Genomic DNA, 16,756 nt, shown 5'->3' with positions numbered 1-16,756 from the left:
GAGGTAGGCGTTTTAGCCCATCTGTGCCCGATGGCGCATAAGGTGGTCTGCCAACACGCAGGCCATCATGGCTTCCCCCACAGGCACGGCACGAATACCCACGCATGGATCATGCCGCCCTTTGGTGATCACTTCCGTTTCCTTGCCATCGGTGGTGATGGAAGGAACAGGCGTAAGCATAGAACTGGTGGGCTTAACAGCAAAACGCGCCACAATAGGCTGACCGCTGGAAATACCCCCCAAAATGCCGCCTGCATGGTTAGCACCAAAAGTCAGCTTGCCATCTCGGATATATAATGGGTCCGCATTTTCCTGCCCGGTGAGGGATGCCGAAGCAAATCCATCGCCAATTTCTACACCTTTTACGGCGTTGATGCTCATAAGAGCAGCAGCCAGATCTGAATCCAGCTTGCCATAAACAGGGGCCCCCAAACCGGCAGGCACGCCTTCGGCTACAACTTCAATTACGGCACCAATAGAAGAACCCGCCTTACGAATGCCCGCAAGATATTCTTCCCATTCCGCCACCACACCGGCATCGGGGCAGAAAAAAGGGTTACGGTTTACCTCTTCCCAATCCCACCGCGTGCGGTCGATATCATGTGGGCCAAGCTGCACCAAAGCCGCACGAATACGCACGCCTTCGCCAAGGATCTTACGCGCCACAGCACCAGCCGCCACACGGCAAGCCGTTTCACGCGCAGAGGAACGCCCGCCCCCTCGATAATCACGAATGCCGTATTTAAGATCATACGTCAGATCAGCATGGCCGGGGCGATATGTGCGGGCAATATCACCATAATCGCGCGAGCGCTGATCTGTATTTTCGATCATCAAAGAGATAGGCGTGCCTGTTGTCTGCCCTTCGAACACGCCAGACAGAATACGCACCTGATCCGGCTCTTTACGCTGTGTGGTAAAGGCGGATTGCCCCGGCTTGCGCTTATCCAAAAACGGCTGAATATCCGCTTCTGTTAACGCCAGACGTGGCGGGCACCCATCTACAACACAGCCAATGGCTGGGCCGTGGCTTTCACCCCATGTGGTCACACGAAAAAGCTGTCCGAAGGTATTGTAAGACACGGTGCGCCCTCAGTCCCCAGCTACAGAAATATCAGGGGCAGTTGGGTTTTTCATGCCCACAACATGGTAACCACAATCCACATGGTGCACTTCACCCGTTACGCCGGATGAAAGATCAGACACCATATACAGGCCAGCGCCCCCCACTTCTTCCAACGCCACATTGCGTTCCAGCGGAGAGTTGTACTGGTTCCACTTCAGAATGTAGCGGAAATCCCCAATGCCATTGGCAGCAAGGGTTTTGATCGGGCCAGCAGAAATGGCGTTCACACGGATACCATCACGCCCCAGATCTGTTGCCATATAACGCACCGAGGCTTCCAGCGCAGCTTTTGCAACACCCATAACATTATAATGCGGCATGACACGTTCTGCACCCAGATAGCTCAGGGTAAGCAAAGAACCGCCATTTTTCATCAGCTTGGAGGCGCGCTGCGCAACCGCCGTAAAGGAATAGCAGGAAATATCCAGCGCCTTCAAAAACGCTTCACGCGGGGTATCAACATACCGCCCACGCAGGAACTGCTTGTCTGCCCAGCCAATGGCGTGCACCACAAAGTCCAGTTCACCCCATTCTTTTTCAATGGTGGCAAAAGTAGCATCAATGGCGGCGTCATCTGTCACATCGCAGGGCAGAACCAGGCTGGAGCCTACGCTTTCTGCCAGAGGCTGCACGCGCTTGCCCAGAGCTTCGCCCTGATACGTAAATGCAAGCTCCCCACCCTGTGCCGCAACGGCGGAGGCAATGCCCCATGCAATGGAACGATCATTAGCGACACCCATTACCAGACCCTTCTTGCCCTTCATGAGCGTTCCCTGAGCAGGCAATGTGGCGTTGGGAGAAGACATGCGTGACCTCAACCTATTTCTGTTGTTCAAATATCCGAATGTTAGCTGGTTGGTCGCATACACACGCTATTGAAACAAGAGCAAAGCGACACGCATGCTTCAAACCCGGTGAACGTAGGAGTATGATAACAGGCACAAAGCTGCAATGCCGTAGCTTTACGTAAACGAACACGAATTGAGTCCGAGCATGACGGAAACCTCACCTTCTCCCGCGGCCCTCCCATTAGACAGTCAGCCTTTGATTGATCTGACAGCCAACCCGTTTACGCTGTTTGAGACATGGATGAAGGAGGCGGAAAAGACAGAGGTGAACGACCCCAACGCCATGGTGCTGGCCACCGCCACGCGAGATGGCAGACCATCGGCCCGCATTGTGCTGTTAAAAGGGGCAGACCATCGGGGGTTTGTTTTTTATACCAACATGCACAGCCGCAAAGGGCGTGAGCTGGAAGAAAACCCGCACGTCGCCCTGCTGTTCCATTGGAAAAGCCAGCGCCGCCAGATTCGGATTGAAGGGGCTGTTACCCCTGTAACACCGGAAGAAGCCGATGCATATTTTGCGAGTCGGAGCCGCGTTTCCCGCCTTGGCGCCGTGGCCTCGGATCAATCCCGCCCGCTGGCAAACCGTGCCATCTTTGAAGAACGCCTCAAGCAGGTGGAAGAAACATACCCGCAAGACCCAATCCCTCGTCCGGCTAACTGGTCTGGCTATCGGGTAAACCCAGAATATTTTGAATTCTGGCAGGAACGGCGCTTCCGCTTGCATGATCGCGCTGTATGGGCACGCAATGGAAACGATTGGGATGTCACGCGTTTATATCCGTAAGCGCACAGCCACTTGAAACACATTATTTTAAAAGACAGCGGAGAAAAATAAGAATGAAAGACGTTCGTAAAATTCTGCTGCCGCTTCCCAGCACATCTAATGCTGAAGCCGCACTTATCCGAGGCTACAACTTTGCCCGCCGCTTTGGCGCGCATCTGGCTGTACTGCACATTCGCCCAGATGGGCGGGAAATGGCGCCATTGGCTGGTGAAGGCCTTTCCGGCGCTATGGTGGAAGATCTGATGCGCTCTGCCGAGCATGAAGGCGCACGCCATGCGCATGAAGTGCATGCTCTGTTTGAACGCTTTGTGGCCGCGCATCCAGATATTCAGGTTGTGCCCCCACGCGGCCCCTTCCCTATGGATGCACCAACAATCAGCTTCAACATCATGCGTGGTGCGGAAAGTGAAATTGTGCCTGCGCAGGCTCGCTTGTCTGACTTTACACTCGTGCCGCACCCGGATTCCGGTGATGCTGTCTCATCTTCCGAAACCCTGCATGCCGTTCTGTTTGATAGCGGACGCCCAGTGGTAATTGCCCCACGCACACCGCCCAAAGGGCTTATTAAACGCGTTTGCATTGCCTGGAATGGCACGGCAGAAGCCTCATCCGCGCTACGCGGTGCTTTGGCATGGGCGCTTACGGCAGAGGCTGTGCGTGTGCTGCATTGTGGAGATTATCAGCGCCGTGGCCCCACTGCGCGGGACGTAGTGGATTATCTAGCCATCCACGGCATTACGGCTGATTGTGTGGAATTCCCGCCCGTGGACCGCGATGTAGGTAAAGGGCTGGAAGCCGCGTGTAAGGACTTTGATGCAGACATGCTGGCAATGGGCGCTTACTCCCACTCCCGTCTGCGCCAGCTTATTCTGGGCGGTGTAACCCGTTATACGCTGGAACATGCAGACATTACGGTACTGATGAGCCGCTAAGACCCAAACACAAAACAGAGGGGTTGCTTACACAGGCAAGCCCTCTGGTGCCTTTATTTCAGGGATCAGCCACTTCAAACACAGCGCCATCCCATGCGGGCTCTACGCCTGCGGGAAGATGATCCTGCATCCACTGCCAATCCATATCCGGGCCCATATGGGTGAGTATCATGCGGCGTGGGTTGAGAGCTTGCTGCCATTCCAACACCCGCTCCAACCAAGCATGTGCACTATGAGGCTGCCGTTGGAAGCAATCCACCATCCACGTATCCACCCCACGCAGAATGTCTAGAGACGCTTCGGGAAACTCCACAACATCCGTGCTGTAAACAAAACCGCCACAACGCACGCCTGTTGACCCAACACGCCCGTGTACCTGATTGAAAAAGGTAAACTCCGTGCCGCTTATGGTAATAGGTTGCCCCATTTCTACCGGGTGCGCCTGCACCACAGCACGGAAGAAGTTTGGAGGTGTCCACGGTTTGAACACATAATCAAACCGCCGCTGAATATCTTCTAGCGTTTCCGCTGCACCGTAAGCATGTAGCGGCTTTTGAATTACGCGATTAATGGCGCGCACTTCATCCAGCCCAGAAATATGGTCTGCATGGGCATGGGTAAAGATAATGGACTGAAAATCCTTAATGCCATTTACCAGAAGCTGGGCGCGCAAATCTGGCCCTGTATCCACCAATACGCCAGCACCGTTTTTTAACCGCAGTAAAATAGAAGAACGGGTGCGGGTATTCCGAGGCTCCTTCGGGTTACACGCGCCCCAGATTCCATGGCCATCGGCCCCGCCCACCATAGGCACACCGGCAGACCCACCACACCCCAGAACTGTAACTTTCATACCCGCTTACTCCGCTTTTTCTCGGCAACCATCACACGGCTTTGCGAAATAATCGGTAAAAATTTTCTGTAGTCATGCGGGTGAAATCAGGCAGTTCCATGCCGCGTTCCTGCGCAATCCGGGCTGCCGTGTGCGCCACAAAAGCAGGCTGATTACGCTTACCCCGCTTTGGCACGGGCGCGAGATAGGGAGAATCCGTTTCCACCACAATGCGGTCTGCCGGAATATCCCGCGCAACGGCCCGTATCTCATCACATTTCGGAAATGTGGCGATACCGGAAAAACTAACATATCCGCCCAGATTGACCACGCGCTGCGCCAGTTCTGGGCCTGAGGCAAAACAATGCAACAAAATGGGGAAAGCCCCTTTTGCATGTTCTTCCTCTAAGATACTGGCCACATCCTCATCTGCCTGACGGGCATGGATGATAACCGGCACATTCAGTTCCCGCGCAGCGCGAATATGCTGGCGAAAATACTCATGCTGGAGCGGGCGCACATCTTCCTTGCCGTGGAAGTAATCCAGCCCGGTTTCACCAATACCTATCACTTCGGGCACATCTGCAATGGCCACAATATCCGCAACAGTAGGAAGATGTTCTTCCTCCACATGATCCGGATGCGTGCCAACGGTGCACCATACGCGCATGTCTGGCGTATCCAGCTTGGCCAGCGCCTTTTGTTCTGGCGCACGGGCCAAGCGGGTACCAATAGTGACCATACCACCCAAGCCCGCATCCTTAGCGGCCTCAAGCAGTTCTGGCATTTCCTCGACTGAGAAATGATCAAGATGACAGTGAGAATCTATCAACCCTGCCAGCTTTGTACTGTCCTCTGTCATCATTATGCCTGTTCTGGCTCAACATAACGGGGGAAAATGCCCTGTGGTGCCGGAAGCTGACGCCCACCGGGCAACGGTGTTTCCAGCGCGGCAAAGCTGCGTTCTTCTGCCGTAACAGCAAGCTGATCCAACATGCGTTCCATGCTCTGCGGCATGAACGGCTGGAGCATGGTGGCAATACCGCGCAGGGCATCTACCAACACACGCAACACGTCCTTCATGCGTTCTGGGTCTGTCTTGCGCAACGCCCACGGGGCCTGATGGTCGATATACGCGTTGCAGGCGCGGATCACCTTCCACACATCTTCCAGCGCATCTGTAAGTGCACACCGCTCGATCTGAGATTTCAGCAGATCGGGCAGCACCATCACCTGCCCTAGCAGATGGGTATCTTCTTCCGTTAGCGTACGACGTTCTGGCAGAACACCACCGCAGTTACGCGCTACAAGGGAAAGCGTACGCTGGGCCAGATTGCCCAGATCATTCACCAATTCCACATTATTGCGCATAATCAGCGCCTTGCGGGAAAGATCACTATCTCCGCCAAAAGGCACTTCGCGCAGCAGGAAGAAGCGCACAGCATCTAGTCCGAATTCTTTAACCAGATCACGCGGGTCCACCACATTGCCCAGAGATTTGCTCATCTTCTGGCCTTCAATGGTCCACCAGCCGTTGGCAAACACCTTGCGTGGCAGCTCAATACCAGCAGCCATAAGGAAGGCAGGCCAGTAAACGGCATGGAAGCGTGCAATATCCTTGCCAACCAGATGCAGGTTGGCAGGCCAGAACGCCATGCGCGGGGCAGAGGTATCCGGATAGCCCAGAGCGCTCAGATAATTGGCGAGTGCATCAAACCACACATACATAACGTGCTTATCATCACCCGGAACAGGAATGCCCCACTTAAAACTGGTACGGCTGATGGAAAGATCGCGCAGGCCCTGCTTAACAAAGCTTACAATCTCATTCCGCGCACCATGAGGGCCCAGAAAATCCGGATTATTTTCATACAGCTCCAGCAACCGATCCTGATATTCAGACAGCTTGAAGAAGTAAGAGGGTTCCTTCACCCATTCTACCGGCGCGCCTGTGGGAGCAACTTTTTTGCCATCCGGGCCGGGCACCAGTTCATCTTCACCGTAGAAGCATTCATCACGCAGAGCATACCAGCCCTCATACGCGCCCAGGTAAATAGCCCCGTTATCCGCCACTTTTTGCCACAATGCCTGCGTGCTGGTAATATGGCGCGGCTCTGTCGTGCGGATGAAATCATCATACGAGATGTTCATGGCATCGGCCATATTGCGGAAATCGGCCGAAACCTTATCCGCAAAGCTTTTGGCATCTATGCCATTGGCCTGTGCAGCCTGCTCTACCTTCTGGCCGTGCTCATCCGTGCCTGTCAGAAAGAAGACCTCATCCCCTGCCAGACGATGAAAGCGGGCCATCACATCCGCAGCAATAGACGTGTAAGCGTGGCCAATATGGGGCGCTCCGTTCACGTAATAGATGGGCGTAGTTACATAGAAACGACGGGTCATTCTCGGCTCGCAATCGTCATAGCTTCAAGCAGGGCTTCCTGTTTATCCAGATTAAAGCGTTCCGTCTCGGTGTGCTTGCGCATGGTGGCTTCCCACGCATTGGCCAAGGCCACACATTGCGGGTTTCCCTGCCGCGCCGCCTGACGAGCTTGCATCTGGAGTGTGTCTGATAACAGGCTGAAAAACAGACTGAAACCATAATCCCTGCGTAAAATGGTTTCTGCAACCTCATAGCTGCGTAATGGCGTAATGCCCTGCACCACTTCGTGCACAAGGCTGGCAATTTCACCACCCTTATCTGCCAGCAACGCCAGAGCACGCCCCGGCGCACCATGGGCTTCTGCCATAACGCGCTGTATTTCTGTATCCGAAGCTTCTGGAGCCTGCGCATGCAGCACGGCAGACATATCTGCCGCACCCAGCGGTGCGAGTTCCAGTTTACGGCACCGGCTACGAATAGTGGGCAAAAGCCGCCCTGGAGCGGAACAGGTTAACAACAATACCGTAGCTGGCGGCGGTTCTTCCAGAATTTTCAGCACAGCATTGGCTGCACTACGGTTCATCCATTCCGCGCCATCTACAATGACAACACGCCACCCACCTTCTGCCGCCGTACGCCGCAAAAAGGAGTTAATAGGCCGCACATCATCCGCTACAATCTCGCTGCGGTATTTCTGGCGTTTTTCATCAAACCCGCGGGCAACAACCAGCAAATCTGCATGCGTGGCGGCAGAAACACGGCGCCCAGCGGGGCTTAGTTCATCCTCCCCGTCCAGCAATATACGCGCCAGCCGGAACGCAAATGTGGCCTTACCAATACCCGGTGGGCCTGTAATCAACCACGCATGGGGCAAGCGCCCACCCTGCATGGCCTGCCGAAATGACTGCAAAGCGGCCTGATGCCCACGCAACTGCAAAGATGCCAGACGTGGCTCCTGCACGTTCTCAGCCCTCGGCATGGGCCAGACGGGGCTGGATATCTTTCAGAATCTGAGCGTTTACCTGCTCTGCTGAATAAACGGAGGTATCCACCACTACCACCCGTTGCGGTTCTGCCTGAGCAATATGCGCAAACCCATCTGCCAAACGCGCATGAAAAGCCTCATCCGCCTGCTCATACCTGTCTGTTGGCGCACCACGCGCTGCCAAACGTTGGCGGGAAACGGCGCGCGGCGCTTGCAACAGAAAGGTTATATCTGGCTGCAAACCAAGCTGCTTTTGCAGTATTGCAATCAGGCTTAAAATAGCCGGGTCACCATTGGCGCTCCCGTATCCCTGATACGCCAAAGTGGAATCGGTAAAGCGATCACACAGCACAATCTGCCCAGCCTTAAGAGCGGGCAGAATAACCTGATCAACGTGATCATACCGTGCGGCAAAATGTGTCAGAATTTCCGCCCGGGCAGAAAGCGGATTTTTACCAAACAACAAAAGCTGGCGCAGATCTTCCGCACCGGCAGAACCGCCCGGTTCACGCGTGGCCAAAACCTTCTGGCCTTGCGCTTCCAGCTTTTCCTTCAAAAGCCGCAGCTGGGTGGATTTTCCCACCCCTTCTGCGCCTTCCAGCGTTATAAACATGCCACAAGCCATGAATCAGAGGTGCAGCCGACGTGCAGCCCGCCCCAAAAAGCTGAGTGCAGGCACGCTCTGCCCGGCTTGCACCGGAATACTGGCCTGCCGCCCACCGGGCAAAGACACTGTAAGTTGGCCTACAACCTGCCCGGCCTGCACTGGCGCAATAATCGGGCCATTGTAGTCCAGCGCCAGATGTGTGCCATTGCGCCAGCCATGTGGCAGCAAAATCTTGAAATCCTGCGCAGCCACCAGCGGCACTGTCTGGGTTACACCCATCCATACAGGAGCCTGTTCCAGCACATCGCCTTTGCTGACAATTTGCGCAGTTTCAAAATTGGCGAAAGCCCAGCCCATCAGACGTTCAGCTTCCCGCCCACGCGCTGCGGATGAAGGCAGCCCGTTCACAGCCAGCACAACACGCCGCCCTTCGCGCTCAGAAGAAGCGCATAGGCCAAACCCACCTGCATCTGTGTGGCCGGTTTTTAAGCCATCGGCCAAACCTTTAACCACCAGAGAGTTCCGGTTTTCCTGCCTGATTTTGTTAAACAGGAACTCTTTTTCCGAGAAGAAATGATAATATTCCGGAAAATCATGAATCAAACGCAGCGCCAGATAGGCCACATCCCGCGCAGACATGTAATGATTTTCTGCGGGCCACCCAGTTGCGTTCATGAAGTGCGAATTGGTGAGCCCCAGTTTGGTGGCTGTGTCGTTCATCAACGCAACAAACTGTTCTTCCGAGCCGGAAATGCCTTCTGCAATCACAATACAGGCATCGTTACCGGACTGGATAACCATGCCCTGAATAAGATCCTGCACGCTTACGCTTTGCCCCAAGGGCACAAACATGCGTGAACCCTGCATGCGCCATGCGCGTTCACTTACGGGCAGCATCTGATCCAGCTTCAGGCGGCCAGATTTGAGCATGCCAAATGTAACATACGCCGTCATCATCTTGGTCAGGGATGATGGGGGCATGCGCTCATCTGCATTTTTCTCAAGCAGTGTGGCACCGCTATTGTAATCCAGAATGCAGGCCCAGCGTGCCTGTGTATCCACCGGCCCCACGGGCGTAGTGGCGGGTGTATCCGCCCCCGGCACAGCAGGCTGGGCCGCCGCAGGTGTTGCACCTTTGGCCGCCGCGCCGTGGTGGCGAGGCCGTGCCATGGCATCAAGCGCATAGGCACCAGAGAAAAGGGCAGCGCCCCCTGCGAGTAAGAACCGTCGAGTCTGCAACATTTTTCCCTATTCGACGACGATATGAGATCCGGTTAAACCAGTAGCAAGTGCTCGCTTAAGGGCGGCATCTGCTTCGCTTATAGTCGTAAAAGGCCCATAGCGCACAGCCCACATTGTGCCATGCCCCAAAAACACAGGCCGAACGCTGGCACCTTGTGCCGCCGCCTGCCGCATGGCGGCCAAGCGAGATGTAAAATCCATGGTTTCCACCCACAGCATGCTGGACACAGGCGCGCCCTGCATAACAGTGGCTGGCAGATCTGCCAGCACTACCTTGCCCGGCGCAGGCATTTCCTGCGTGGTGTTATCTGCCAGAACTGTAAGGCCCTGCCTATCCACTGCCGCGTTACCTAATGCCGTTTGCTGCACTTTTTCCAGCGGGGCTGCACTAATCTGCAACATGGGGCCACCGGGCAGTACTTCGGCAAACTGCCTGCTGGCCATTTCATCTTCCACCACCTGCACACGCGCAGGCTCTTTGCCCACACCCAGCAAATCTGCGGCACGCGGGGAAAGACCGATCATACGCCCCGGATCATTCGGGCCACGATCATTCAAGCGGATCACAATTTGCCGCCCGTTATCCAGATTGGTCACCCGCACCACGGCGGGTAGTTGCAAGGTCTGATGGCTACCTGTCATGCTGGCGGCGCGCCAGACCTCACCATCTGCTGTCAGGTGGCCTTCTGCCTGTGGGGGCTCCCTTACAGCCAAGCCCGTGCCTTGCCACGCAAAGTCTTCCCGCGGGTAAAACCACTTGTTGCCTGCCTGCCATGCCGGCCCAACTGTATAATGCAGATCCTGCTGTGCCACAGGCTGCTGGCGCGAACAGGCCAGCACCGCCAGGCACCCTACAAGGGCGAGTTTTTTCACGTTATTGCATCACCAAGAAGCCCTACACCCAGCGCGTAGAAATCGGAGGGGTTGTAGCGGCGGATCACGTTGAAATTATGATAGACGATAAAGGCTTCGCCCCCCACCCCATCTGGGCGGATAATAGCGCCTTCCTGCACAGCACTTGAAAACTGCCCTGCACGTGGCCGCACGCCCTGCTGCGCCCACCATGAAATAGGGTGCACAACCGTACGGCCAATTTGTGCCTGCGTTATGGTGTCAGGCAGTAAGACTTCCTCTCCCCACGGCTGTCCGGGCAACCAATGGCACTTGGCCAAATAATTGGCGATAGAGGCAAAAACATCGGCTTCATTATGCCAGATATCGCGCCGCCCACCTTCCGGGTAGCTGGCTGCGTAACGCAGATAGGCGCTTGGCATAAACTGTGGCTGCCCCATAGCGCCTGCATAGCTGCCCAGCATACCTGCGGGCGTGATGTCCCCTTGGCCCAGAATGCTTAGCGCCTTCATCAATTCGGAGCGGAAAAAAGCCGAACGCCTGCCATCGTAAGCCAGAGTCGCTAAAGCATCGATCACATGGAATGTGCCCATGCGTGTGCCGTAAGCAGATTCCAGCCCCCAAATACCCGCAATAGCGCCTTTATTAACGCCATATGTGGAACTGATACGGTTGAGCAGCGCTGTACGTTGGCCAACAGCAGCAAGCCCATCGGAAATTTTCTTTTCCGTCAGAACCCGATCTTTATATTGCGCCCATGTCAGGGTGAATTCTGGCTGATGCCGGTCTGCCTTAAGCACTTTGGCATTTGGTTGGGTGGTAAGAGCCAGCGCCTGATCCACCACAGAAGCAGAAATACCCTGCCCTATGGCCTCTCGCCGCACGCCAGCCAGAAAGGTGGCATAACTGGAAGATGCAGCAGGGTGCGGAGTAGTAGCCGCAGTTGTGCGGGCCAATACAGGTGTGGCGAACAGAGCAGAAGCCCCACCAACAAGAAGTTTTCTTCGTAGCATTAAGGCTTCACGCTTCTGATCTGTGTAACATTCAATATCATAGAATATAGTGGAATAAGGCCTTTGTCAGGCCATCTTCTTTATTCCTTCTTTTTGGTTCCGAACACGCAGCTCCATACCTGTCTCCGCCCCTTGACAATACTGTCACAAAAGAGCCTGTTGGAGCCCTGCTCACACTCTTAAAACCTTCAAGACCGTGCTGTTCTGGCCGGAGAGAGATTACCTTCTTTGCTGGATCAGTTTCTGGAACTTACCGCCGCTTACCCTCTTGCGCAGGTTATTATTGTTATTCTGGCCACGTTTGTGCTGGAAGATGCCGCCACGGTTATTACGGCCATTCAGGTTAACCTTCACACTCTTTCCCCCATTACAGCACTTGTTGCGTTGTATATTGGCATTGTAACGGGCGATATCGGGCTTTACGGGTTGGGCTACCTGGCAGCACGCTGGAAACCTGCCCAAAGGTGGGTGAACACATCACAGATGGAAAACCAAAAAGTCTGGCTTTCCAAAAACCTGTTCTGGGTTGTATTTGTCAGCCGCTTTATTCCGGGCACCCGGTTGCCGCTTTACACGGCAAGCGGTTTTTTTAACGCGGGCTTGCCTATATTTACTGCCGCCACATTTCTGGCCACGCTTATCTGGACAACTGCGCTTTTTGCGCTTTCGCTCCATGTTGGTGGGTTTATTCTGGATCATCTTGGCGCTTGGCGCTGGGCTGGCTTGGCTGGATTTGTGCTGGTTATTTTCTTTATGGGCCGTTTGATTGCCCGAGCACAGAAACAGAAGACATGACGACACAGGCCGAAAAACAGCCTTCTCCTCTCTCCCTTTTTGAATTCTGGCCTGGTTGGGTTTTTTACACGCCCGTTGTGGCTTACTGGATTCTGCTTGGCATACGCTATGGGGATGTGACCCTACCCACAGCCGCCAACCCGCGTATTGAAACAGGTGGCCTGTGCGGTGAAAGCAAAAGCAGCATTCTGGATATGGCGGGCAATTATGCCAAACGCTGGATTGCACCTTACGTAACGCTACCAACCGGCACGCATGATCTTGCCCGTGCCCACGCTGCCATGCAGGCCAAAGGGCTCACGCTGCCCGTAGTGGTTAAGCCCGATATTGGATGTAATGGCACCGGTGTAAAACTGGTGCGCACGGAAGATGAGCTGAAAGCAGCCCTCGCCTCCTTCCCGCGCAAGATCCGGCTGGTGATACAAAAACTCATTACATGGAAGCACGAAGCCGGGCTGTTTTATATTCGTCATCCTGACAGCCCTATGGGGGAAATTTCATCCCTCACTTACAAGGATATTCCGGCCCTGCGCGGAAATGGGCGCGATACCGTGCTGCAACTGCTGCAAAAAGATAGCCGCACCAGCAAAGTGCTACACATCTACACGCCACGCCTAACACACTGCCTGCACGAAGTTTTGCCAGATGGGGATGAACTGGAACTGGTATTTGCAGGCAACCATTGCAAAGGGGCCATTTTCCGCAACGGCAAGGCAGACATTACGCCAGAACTCACCCGACAGATTGACGCCATCATGCAGGATATTCCCGATTTTCACTTCGGGCGTATTGATGTGAAATTCCGCTCTGCCGAAGCACTGCGTGAAGGCAAGGATTTTGAAATTATCGAAATCAATGGCGTAGGCTCAGAAGCTATACACATCTGGGATTCCCGCACAACGCTGCGCGAAGCCTATGCAGCCCAGTTCCACCATTACCGGGAAAGTTTCCGTATTGGCGCCAAAAAGAAGAAGGCTGGCTGGTCCCCCACCAATTTGTGGGAAGGTGTGCGCCTCTGGCAGCGCCAGAAGCGGCTTTTGGCATCCTATCCGTTGAACGACTGAATTATTTGGCTTTTTCGCGCTGTTCCCGCCCCAGGCGGGAATGGACGTGACCATAAAACCGATAGCTGGCCCACCCTATACCGGCATAAGTGAGCAGAAGCAGCAGAGGTATGGGGTCCCCTTTATACAGGGCCAACATCATATCTACACAAAGCGGCGCCACCATAACCGCGCAAAAGAAAATCCCTAAAAGCGGCACATAGCCCAGCCAGATACCGCGTACGGTAAAGCCGCCCCACGGCACACTGAAACGACGCGGAATTTCGGGGGCCTTATTGCGCACCCAGATAACGGTAAAACACACAATGCCAAACGCTACAGCCGTGCCAAGACTAACCAGATCACCAATAATATCAATCGGCAACGTGGCAGTTGCCAGCGCTACGCCAAGCCCCAGCACAATGCTGCCGATCCACGGTGTTTGAAAGCGCGGATGCAGCTTACTGAACATCGGCATTAGCAAGCCATCTTCCGCCATGGCAAAAAAGATGCGGCTTTGGGCATATAACAGCCCCATCAGCACGGAACACAGGCCGATAACGGCCCCTAGCTTTACAAACAAAGCCAGCCACGGCTGATGCATGGCGTTAACGGCTATTGCCAGCGGGTCTGCTACATCCAGCGTCTGCCACGGCACCACACCAATCAACACGGCAGCCACAATCATGTAAACAACCGTGCAGATAATGAGCGAAAGCACGATACCAACAGGCACATCCCGCCGAGGGTTTTGGGCCTCTCCCGCTGCGGTAGAAACAGCCTCAAACCCTACATATGCAAAAAAGATAACCGATGCTGCGCGGAAAATACCGGGGAAGCCAAAGCGGAAGCCTCCTTCATACTTCGGAATAAAGGGAGACCAGTAAGACGGATGCACCTCCCACACGCCCAGCGCCACAAAGAGCGCCAGAACGCCCACTTTGAGAAAAACAATGAGCGCATTGATTTTGAAGGATTCCCGCACGCCCAAAACCAGCAACAAAGAAACGGCCAGAATAGAGAAAGCGCCCACCGCATCTATCCGCCACCCCGCAGCAACATGGCGGGATGCCCCTTCAAACGCGACTTGCAGCGTAGTGGTGGACAGAGCCGATGGCACATGCACGCCAAAATCTTGCAAAAGACTGACCGCATAACCTGAAAAACCAGCAGCCACACCTGCGCAGGAAATGCCATATTCCAGCAAAAGCAGCCATCCAACAGCCCATGCCCAACGCTCCCCCATAGAAACATAGGCATACGTATAGGCAGAGCCTGAAACCGGCATGGAAGATGCCAGCTCACCATAAGAAAGAGCTGTAAAAAGGCAGGCAACCCCCGCCACAATAAAGGACAAAAGGATGGACGGCCCCGCATAGTTGGCGGCTGCCGTGCCTGTCATAACATAAATACCCGCGCCAATAGTGGAGCCCACGCCCAGCATGGTAAGCTGCAAAGGCCCCAGTGTTCTGCTTAGGCGTTGGGTGCTGTTTTCCTTTTCAATGCGCTGTAAAGACTTGCGCCGCGGCGAACCAGAAATATCTCCCATCAGACTATTTCTGGATCAGTACATAAAATGGAACAGAATGGTCGCAATACCGCCTACGCCCATGCAGTACCAAGCAAAGGGAGAAAGCGCCCATCTGTCGTGATCACGGAAATACCGCATCAGAAAAGCGGTGCTGAACAATGCCGTCAGGCCAGATACAAGAGCTGCCACCACGGCAATGCGCATCTGCCCCGGCTGTAGCTCCAGATGCCGCATTTTGAAGGCTTCACGCACCGTAGCGGCCAGAATAACGGGTTGCGCCATCAAAAAGGAAAAGCGTGCTGCCGTATCATGGTGCAGCCCCCGCAACAAACCACCACAAATGGTTGCACCAGAGCGAGAAAGCCCAGGAAAGAATGCAAGGCACTGGAACAGGCCAATAATGACCGCATCGCGCGATGTCATGCTGGCAACAGAATTAACGTTTTTCCGCACCACACTGCTGCGCAGCCGTTCTACCACCAGCAAAAGCAAACCATTTAAAAACAAGAAAATGGCAGCGGATGAGGCTGAGCCAAACAAATTGCGCAAGAAGTGCTCAAACAGGCCACCCACCACAACAGCGGGAATGGTGGCTACAATGAGCAGCCACAGAATATGCAGGCTTTCCATTTGCATGCGCTGGCCGCAACTGCCACTGGCCCCTTTGAATATGGCCAGCCAGTCTTTCCAGAAGAAAACTAGCAGCGCCACAGAAGTACCCAGATGCAGCATAACCAGAAACGGCAGAAATGCCGGGTCATGCAGATCGTACGACCAATGGAACAACGCCGGAAGGATAACAGCATGTCCAAGGCTACTTACGGGAAAGAGTTCTGTTGCTCCCTGAAGAAGAGCGATAATGATAGCCTGAAGAAACGACATATGCAGTTACAACCCACGCTGGCACAACTTTGCTGCCTGTCCTTGCACCATGCGCCACCATGCTGCAAGGATTCATGCTAATCTTATGCCACAACATTATTATTCGGGATGAAAACACACCTATGAGCAGGCAAAACCGTGCAGGCGCATGTCTTTTTAGCGGAGCAGTTCTGGCAGCCACGCTGGGTTTTGCTTTTTATGCACATGGCACTCAGAAATCTCCGGGCACAAATAACTACGCTCTCTCTGCCCGCTTTGTCTCGGCCAACGGGCTGGAACGTGGCGCAGATGTAGATATTGCCGGGGTAAAAGTGGGCCGCGTTTCATCCATCGTACTAGACCCAGCCACTCAGATGGCTTTTGTGCACTTTACACTGGATGGCGCACTGCACTTGCCACAGGACAGCACGCTCACAATCAGCAGTGCCACGCTTTCATCTGAAAACGCTTTGATGATTGAACCCGGCACATCCTCCACCATAGCACCACCCAATGGAATGCTGACACATACGCTGGAGCCCACAAGCCTTGAGCAACAGGTCAGCAATTACATTTTTGGCGCCGGAAATCTGGGGCAGTAAGCTCTTATATTCTCTTATCTGATTATTTTTATAACAAAATACGCCAAACCGGGTTGACGGCATCCCGGAGAATCAGGTAGATGAGCGCCATCACATGATGGCGGCGTAGCTCAGTGGTAGAGCAGGGGAATCATAATCCCTTGGTCGGAGGTTCAAATCCTTCCGCCGCTACCAATTCCCTGAAAAATCAACACACTAAACCCACCACATCAAGCCAAGAACTTGCTGTGTTATTTTTGTGTTGCGCGCGTTTTATGGCTGCCTAAAATACCTTACACGCAAACATAATTTATACCCTGCCCACCCCGCTCCAGATATCA

At 54.3% G+C, this 16,756-nt stretch carries 17 protein-coding genes and 1 tRNA gene; 6 read left to right on the top strand and 12 right to left on the bottom strand.

All coding sequences use genetic code 11. The annotated features are described in order from the left end of the window. Positions 1-12 precede the first annotated feature (12 nt). Both aroC and fabI read right to left on the bottom strand, forming a co-directional pair. A complete protein-coding gene (aroC, locus tag FKW31_RS01160) occupies positions 13-1,083 on the bottom strand; it encodes a chorismate synthase (protein WP_006115226.1) in 1,071 nt (356 codons plus the stop codon). Between the two features lie 9 nt (positions 1,084-1,092). Then, positions 1,093-1,932: an enoyl-ACP reductase FabI gene (gene fabI, locus FKW31_RS01155; RefSeq protein ID WP_035351437.1), complete on the bottom strand. Its 840-nt coding sequence runs from the start codon at positions 1,930-1,932 to the stop codon at positions 1,093-1,095. A 187-nt stretch (positions 1,933-2,119) separates the two neighbouring features. Between fabI and pdxH the strand changes: the two genes are divergently transcribed. Both pdxH and FKW31_RS01145 read left to right on the top strand, forming a co-directional pair. Further along, positions 2,120-2,758: a pyridoxamine 5'-phosphate oxidase gene (pdxH, locus tag FKW31_RS01150; protein ID WP_035351439.1), complete on the top strand. Its 639-nt coding sequence runs from the start codon at positions 2,120-2,122 to the stop codon at positions 2,756-2,758. Positions 2,759-2,811: 53 nt separating this feature from the next. Further along, the gene (locus tag FKW31_RS01145; protein WP_063353970.1) at positions 2,812-3,690 is read left to right on the top strand and encodes a universal stress protein; all 879 of its coding nucleotides are present in this window, start codon (positions 2,812-2,814) and stop codon (positions 3,688-3,690) included. A 58-nt stretch (positions 3,691-3,748) separates the two neighbouring features. On the opposite strand, the gene FKW31_RS01140 is transcribed toward FKW31_RS01145, so the two are convergent. The 8 genes from FKW31_RS01140 to FKW31_RS01105 are packed head-to-tail and all read right to left on the bottom strand — an operon-like array spanning position 3,749 to position 11,604. Further along, entirely contained in the window at positions 3,749-4,543 is a 795-nt protein-coding gene (locus FKW31_RS01140; protein ID WP_150177238.1) for an MBL fold metallo-hydrolase, read from the bottom strand. Between the two features lie 31 nt (positions 4,544-4,574). Beyond that, a complete protein-coding gene (locus FKW31_RS01135; RefSeq protein ID WP_150177236.1) occupies positions 4,575-5,387 on the bottom strand; it encodes a TatD family hydrolase in 813 nt (270 codons plus the stop codon). Then, a complete protein-coding gene (metG, locus tag FKW31_RS01130) occupies positions 5,387-6,925 on the bottom strand; it encodes a methionine--tRNA ligase (RefSeq protein ID WP_150177234.1) in 1,539 nt (512 codons plus the stop codon). The genes FKW31_RS01135 and metG overlap by 1 nt, the downstream gene beginning before the upstream one ends. After that, entirely contained in the window at positions 6,922-7,866 is a 945-nt protein-coding gene (locus FKW31_RS01125) for a DNA polymerase III subunit delta' (protein ID WP_150177232.1), read from the bottom strand. The genes metG and FKW31_RS01125 overlap by 4 nt, the downstream gene beginning before the upstream one ends. 4 nt (positions 7,867-7,870) lie before the next feature. Further along, on the bottom strand, positions 7,871-8,515 hold the full coding sequence (gene tmk, locus FKW31_RS01120) for a dTMP kinase (protein WP_150177230.1): 645 nt from the start codon (positions 8,513-8,515) through the stop codon (positions 7,871-7,873). Between the two features lie 3 nt (positions 8,516-8,518). Then, on the bottom strand, positions 8,519-9,739 hold the full coding sequence (locus FKW31_RS01115) for a D-alanyl-D-alanine carboxypeptidase family protein (protein ID WP_006115218.1): 1,221 nt from the start codon (positions 9,737-9,739) through the stop codon (positions 8,519-8,521). A gap of 6 nt (positions 9,740-9,745) precedes the next feature. Beyond that, positions 9,746-10,612: a septal ring lytic transglycosylase RlpA family protein gene (locus FKW31_RS01110; RefSeq protein ID WP_150177228.1), complete on the bottom strand. Its 867-nt coding sequence runs from the start codon at positions 10,610-10,612 to the stop codon at positions 9,746-9,748. Then, on the bottom strand, positions 10,609-11,604 hold the full coding sequence (locus FKW31_RS01105; protein WP_150177226.1) for a lytic transglycosylase domain-containing protein: 996 nt from the start codon (positions 11,602-11,604) through the stop codon (positions 10,609-10,611). Before FKW31_RS01105 ends, FKW31_RS01110 begins: the two co-directional genes overlap by 4 nt. A 228-nt stretch (positions 11,605-11,832) precedes the next feature. Between FKW31_RS01105 and FKW31_RS01100 the strand changes: the two genes are divergently transcribed. Then, entirely contained in the window at positions 11,833-12,399 is a 567-nt protein-coding gene (locus tag FKW31_RS01100; protein ID WP_063353962.1) for a DedA family protein, read from the top strand. Further along, entirely contained in the window at positions 12,396-13,463 is a 1,068-nt protein-coding gene (locus tag FKW31_RS01095; protein WP_006115214.1) for an ATP-grasp domain-containing protein, read from the top strand. The genes FKW31_RS01100 and FKW31_RS01095 overlap by 4 nt, the downstream gene beginning before the upstream one ends. 1 nt (position 13,464) lies before the next feature. Here FKW31_RS01095 and FKW31_RS01090 read toward each other — a convergent pair whose 3' ends face one another. Together FKW31_RS01090 and FKW31_RS01085 are read right to left on the bottom strand one after the other, a co-directional pair. Next, positions 13,465-14,991 carry an amino acid permease gene (locus tag FKW31_RS01090; RefSeq protein ID WP_150177224.1) on the bottom strand — a complete coding sequence of 509 codons (1,527 nt, stop codon included), beginning with the start codon at positions 14,989-14,991 and terminating at the stop codon, positions 13,465-13,467. A gap of 15 nt (positions 14,992-15,006) precedes the next feature. Then, positions 15,007-15,855, bottom strand: coding sequence for an undecaprenyl-diphosphate phosphatase (locus FKW31_RS01085; protein WP_150177222.1), 849 nt, complete (start codon positions 15,853-15,855; stop codon positions 15,007-15,009). A gap of 59 nt (positions 15,856-15,914) precedes the next feature. On the opposite strand from FKW31_RS01085, the gene FKW31_RS01080 reads away from it, so the two are divergent. Both FKW31_RS01080 and FKW31_RS01075 read left to right on the top strand, forming a co-directional pair. After that, positions 15,915-16,436: an MlaD family protein gene (locus FKW31_RS01080; RefSeq protein WP_170315274.1), complete on the top strand. Its 522-nt coding sequence runs from the start codon at positions 15,915-15,917 to the stop codon at positions 16,434-16,436. A 99-nt stretch (positions 16,437-16,535) separates the two neighbouring features. Continuing rightward, positions 16,536-16,610 (top strand) — tRNA-Met (locus tag FKW31_RS01075). Positions 16,611-16,756 lie beyond the last annotated feature (146 nt).

This window comes from Acetobacter sp. DmW_136, assembly GCF_008690365.1.
Classification (GTDB): Bacteria; Pseudomonadota; Alphaproteobacteria; order Acetobacterales; family Acetobacteraceae; genus Acetobacter; species Acetobacter oryzifermentans.
This window is presented reverse-complemented; position numbering and strand designations above follow the sequence as displayed.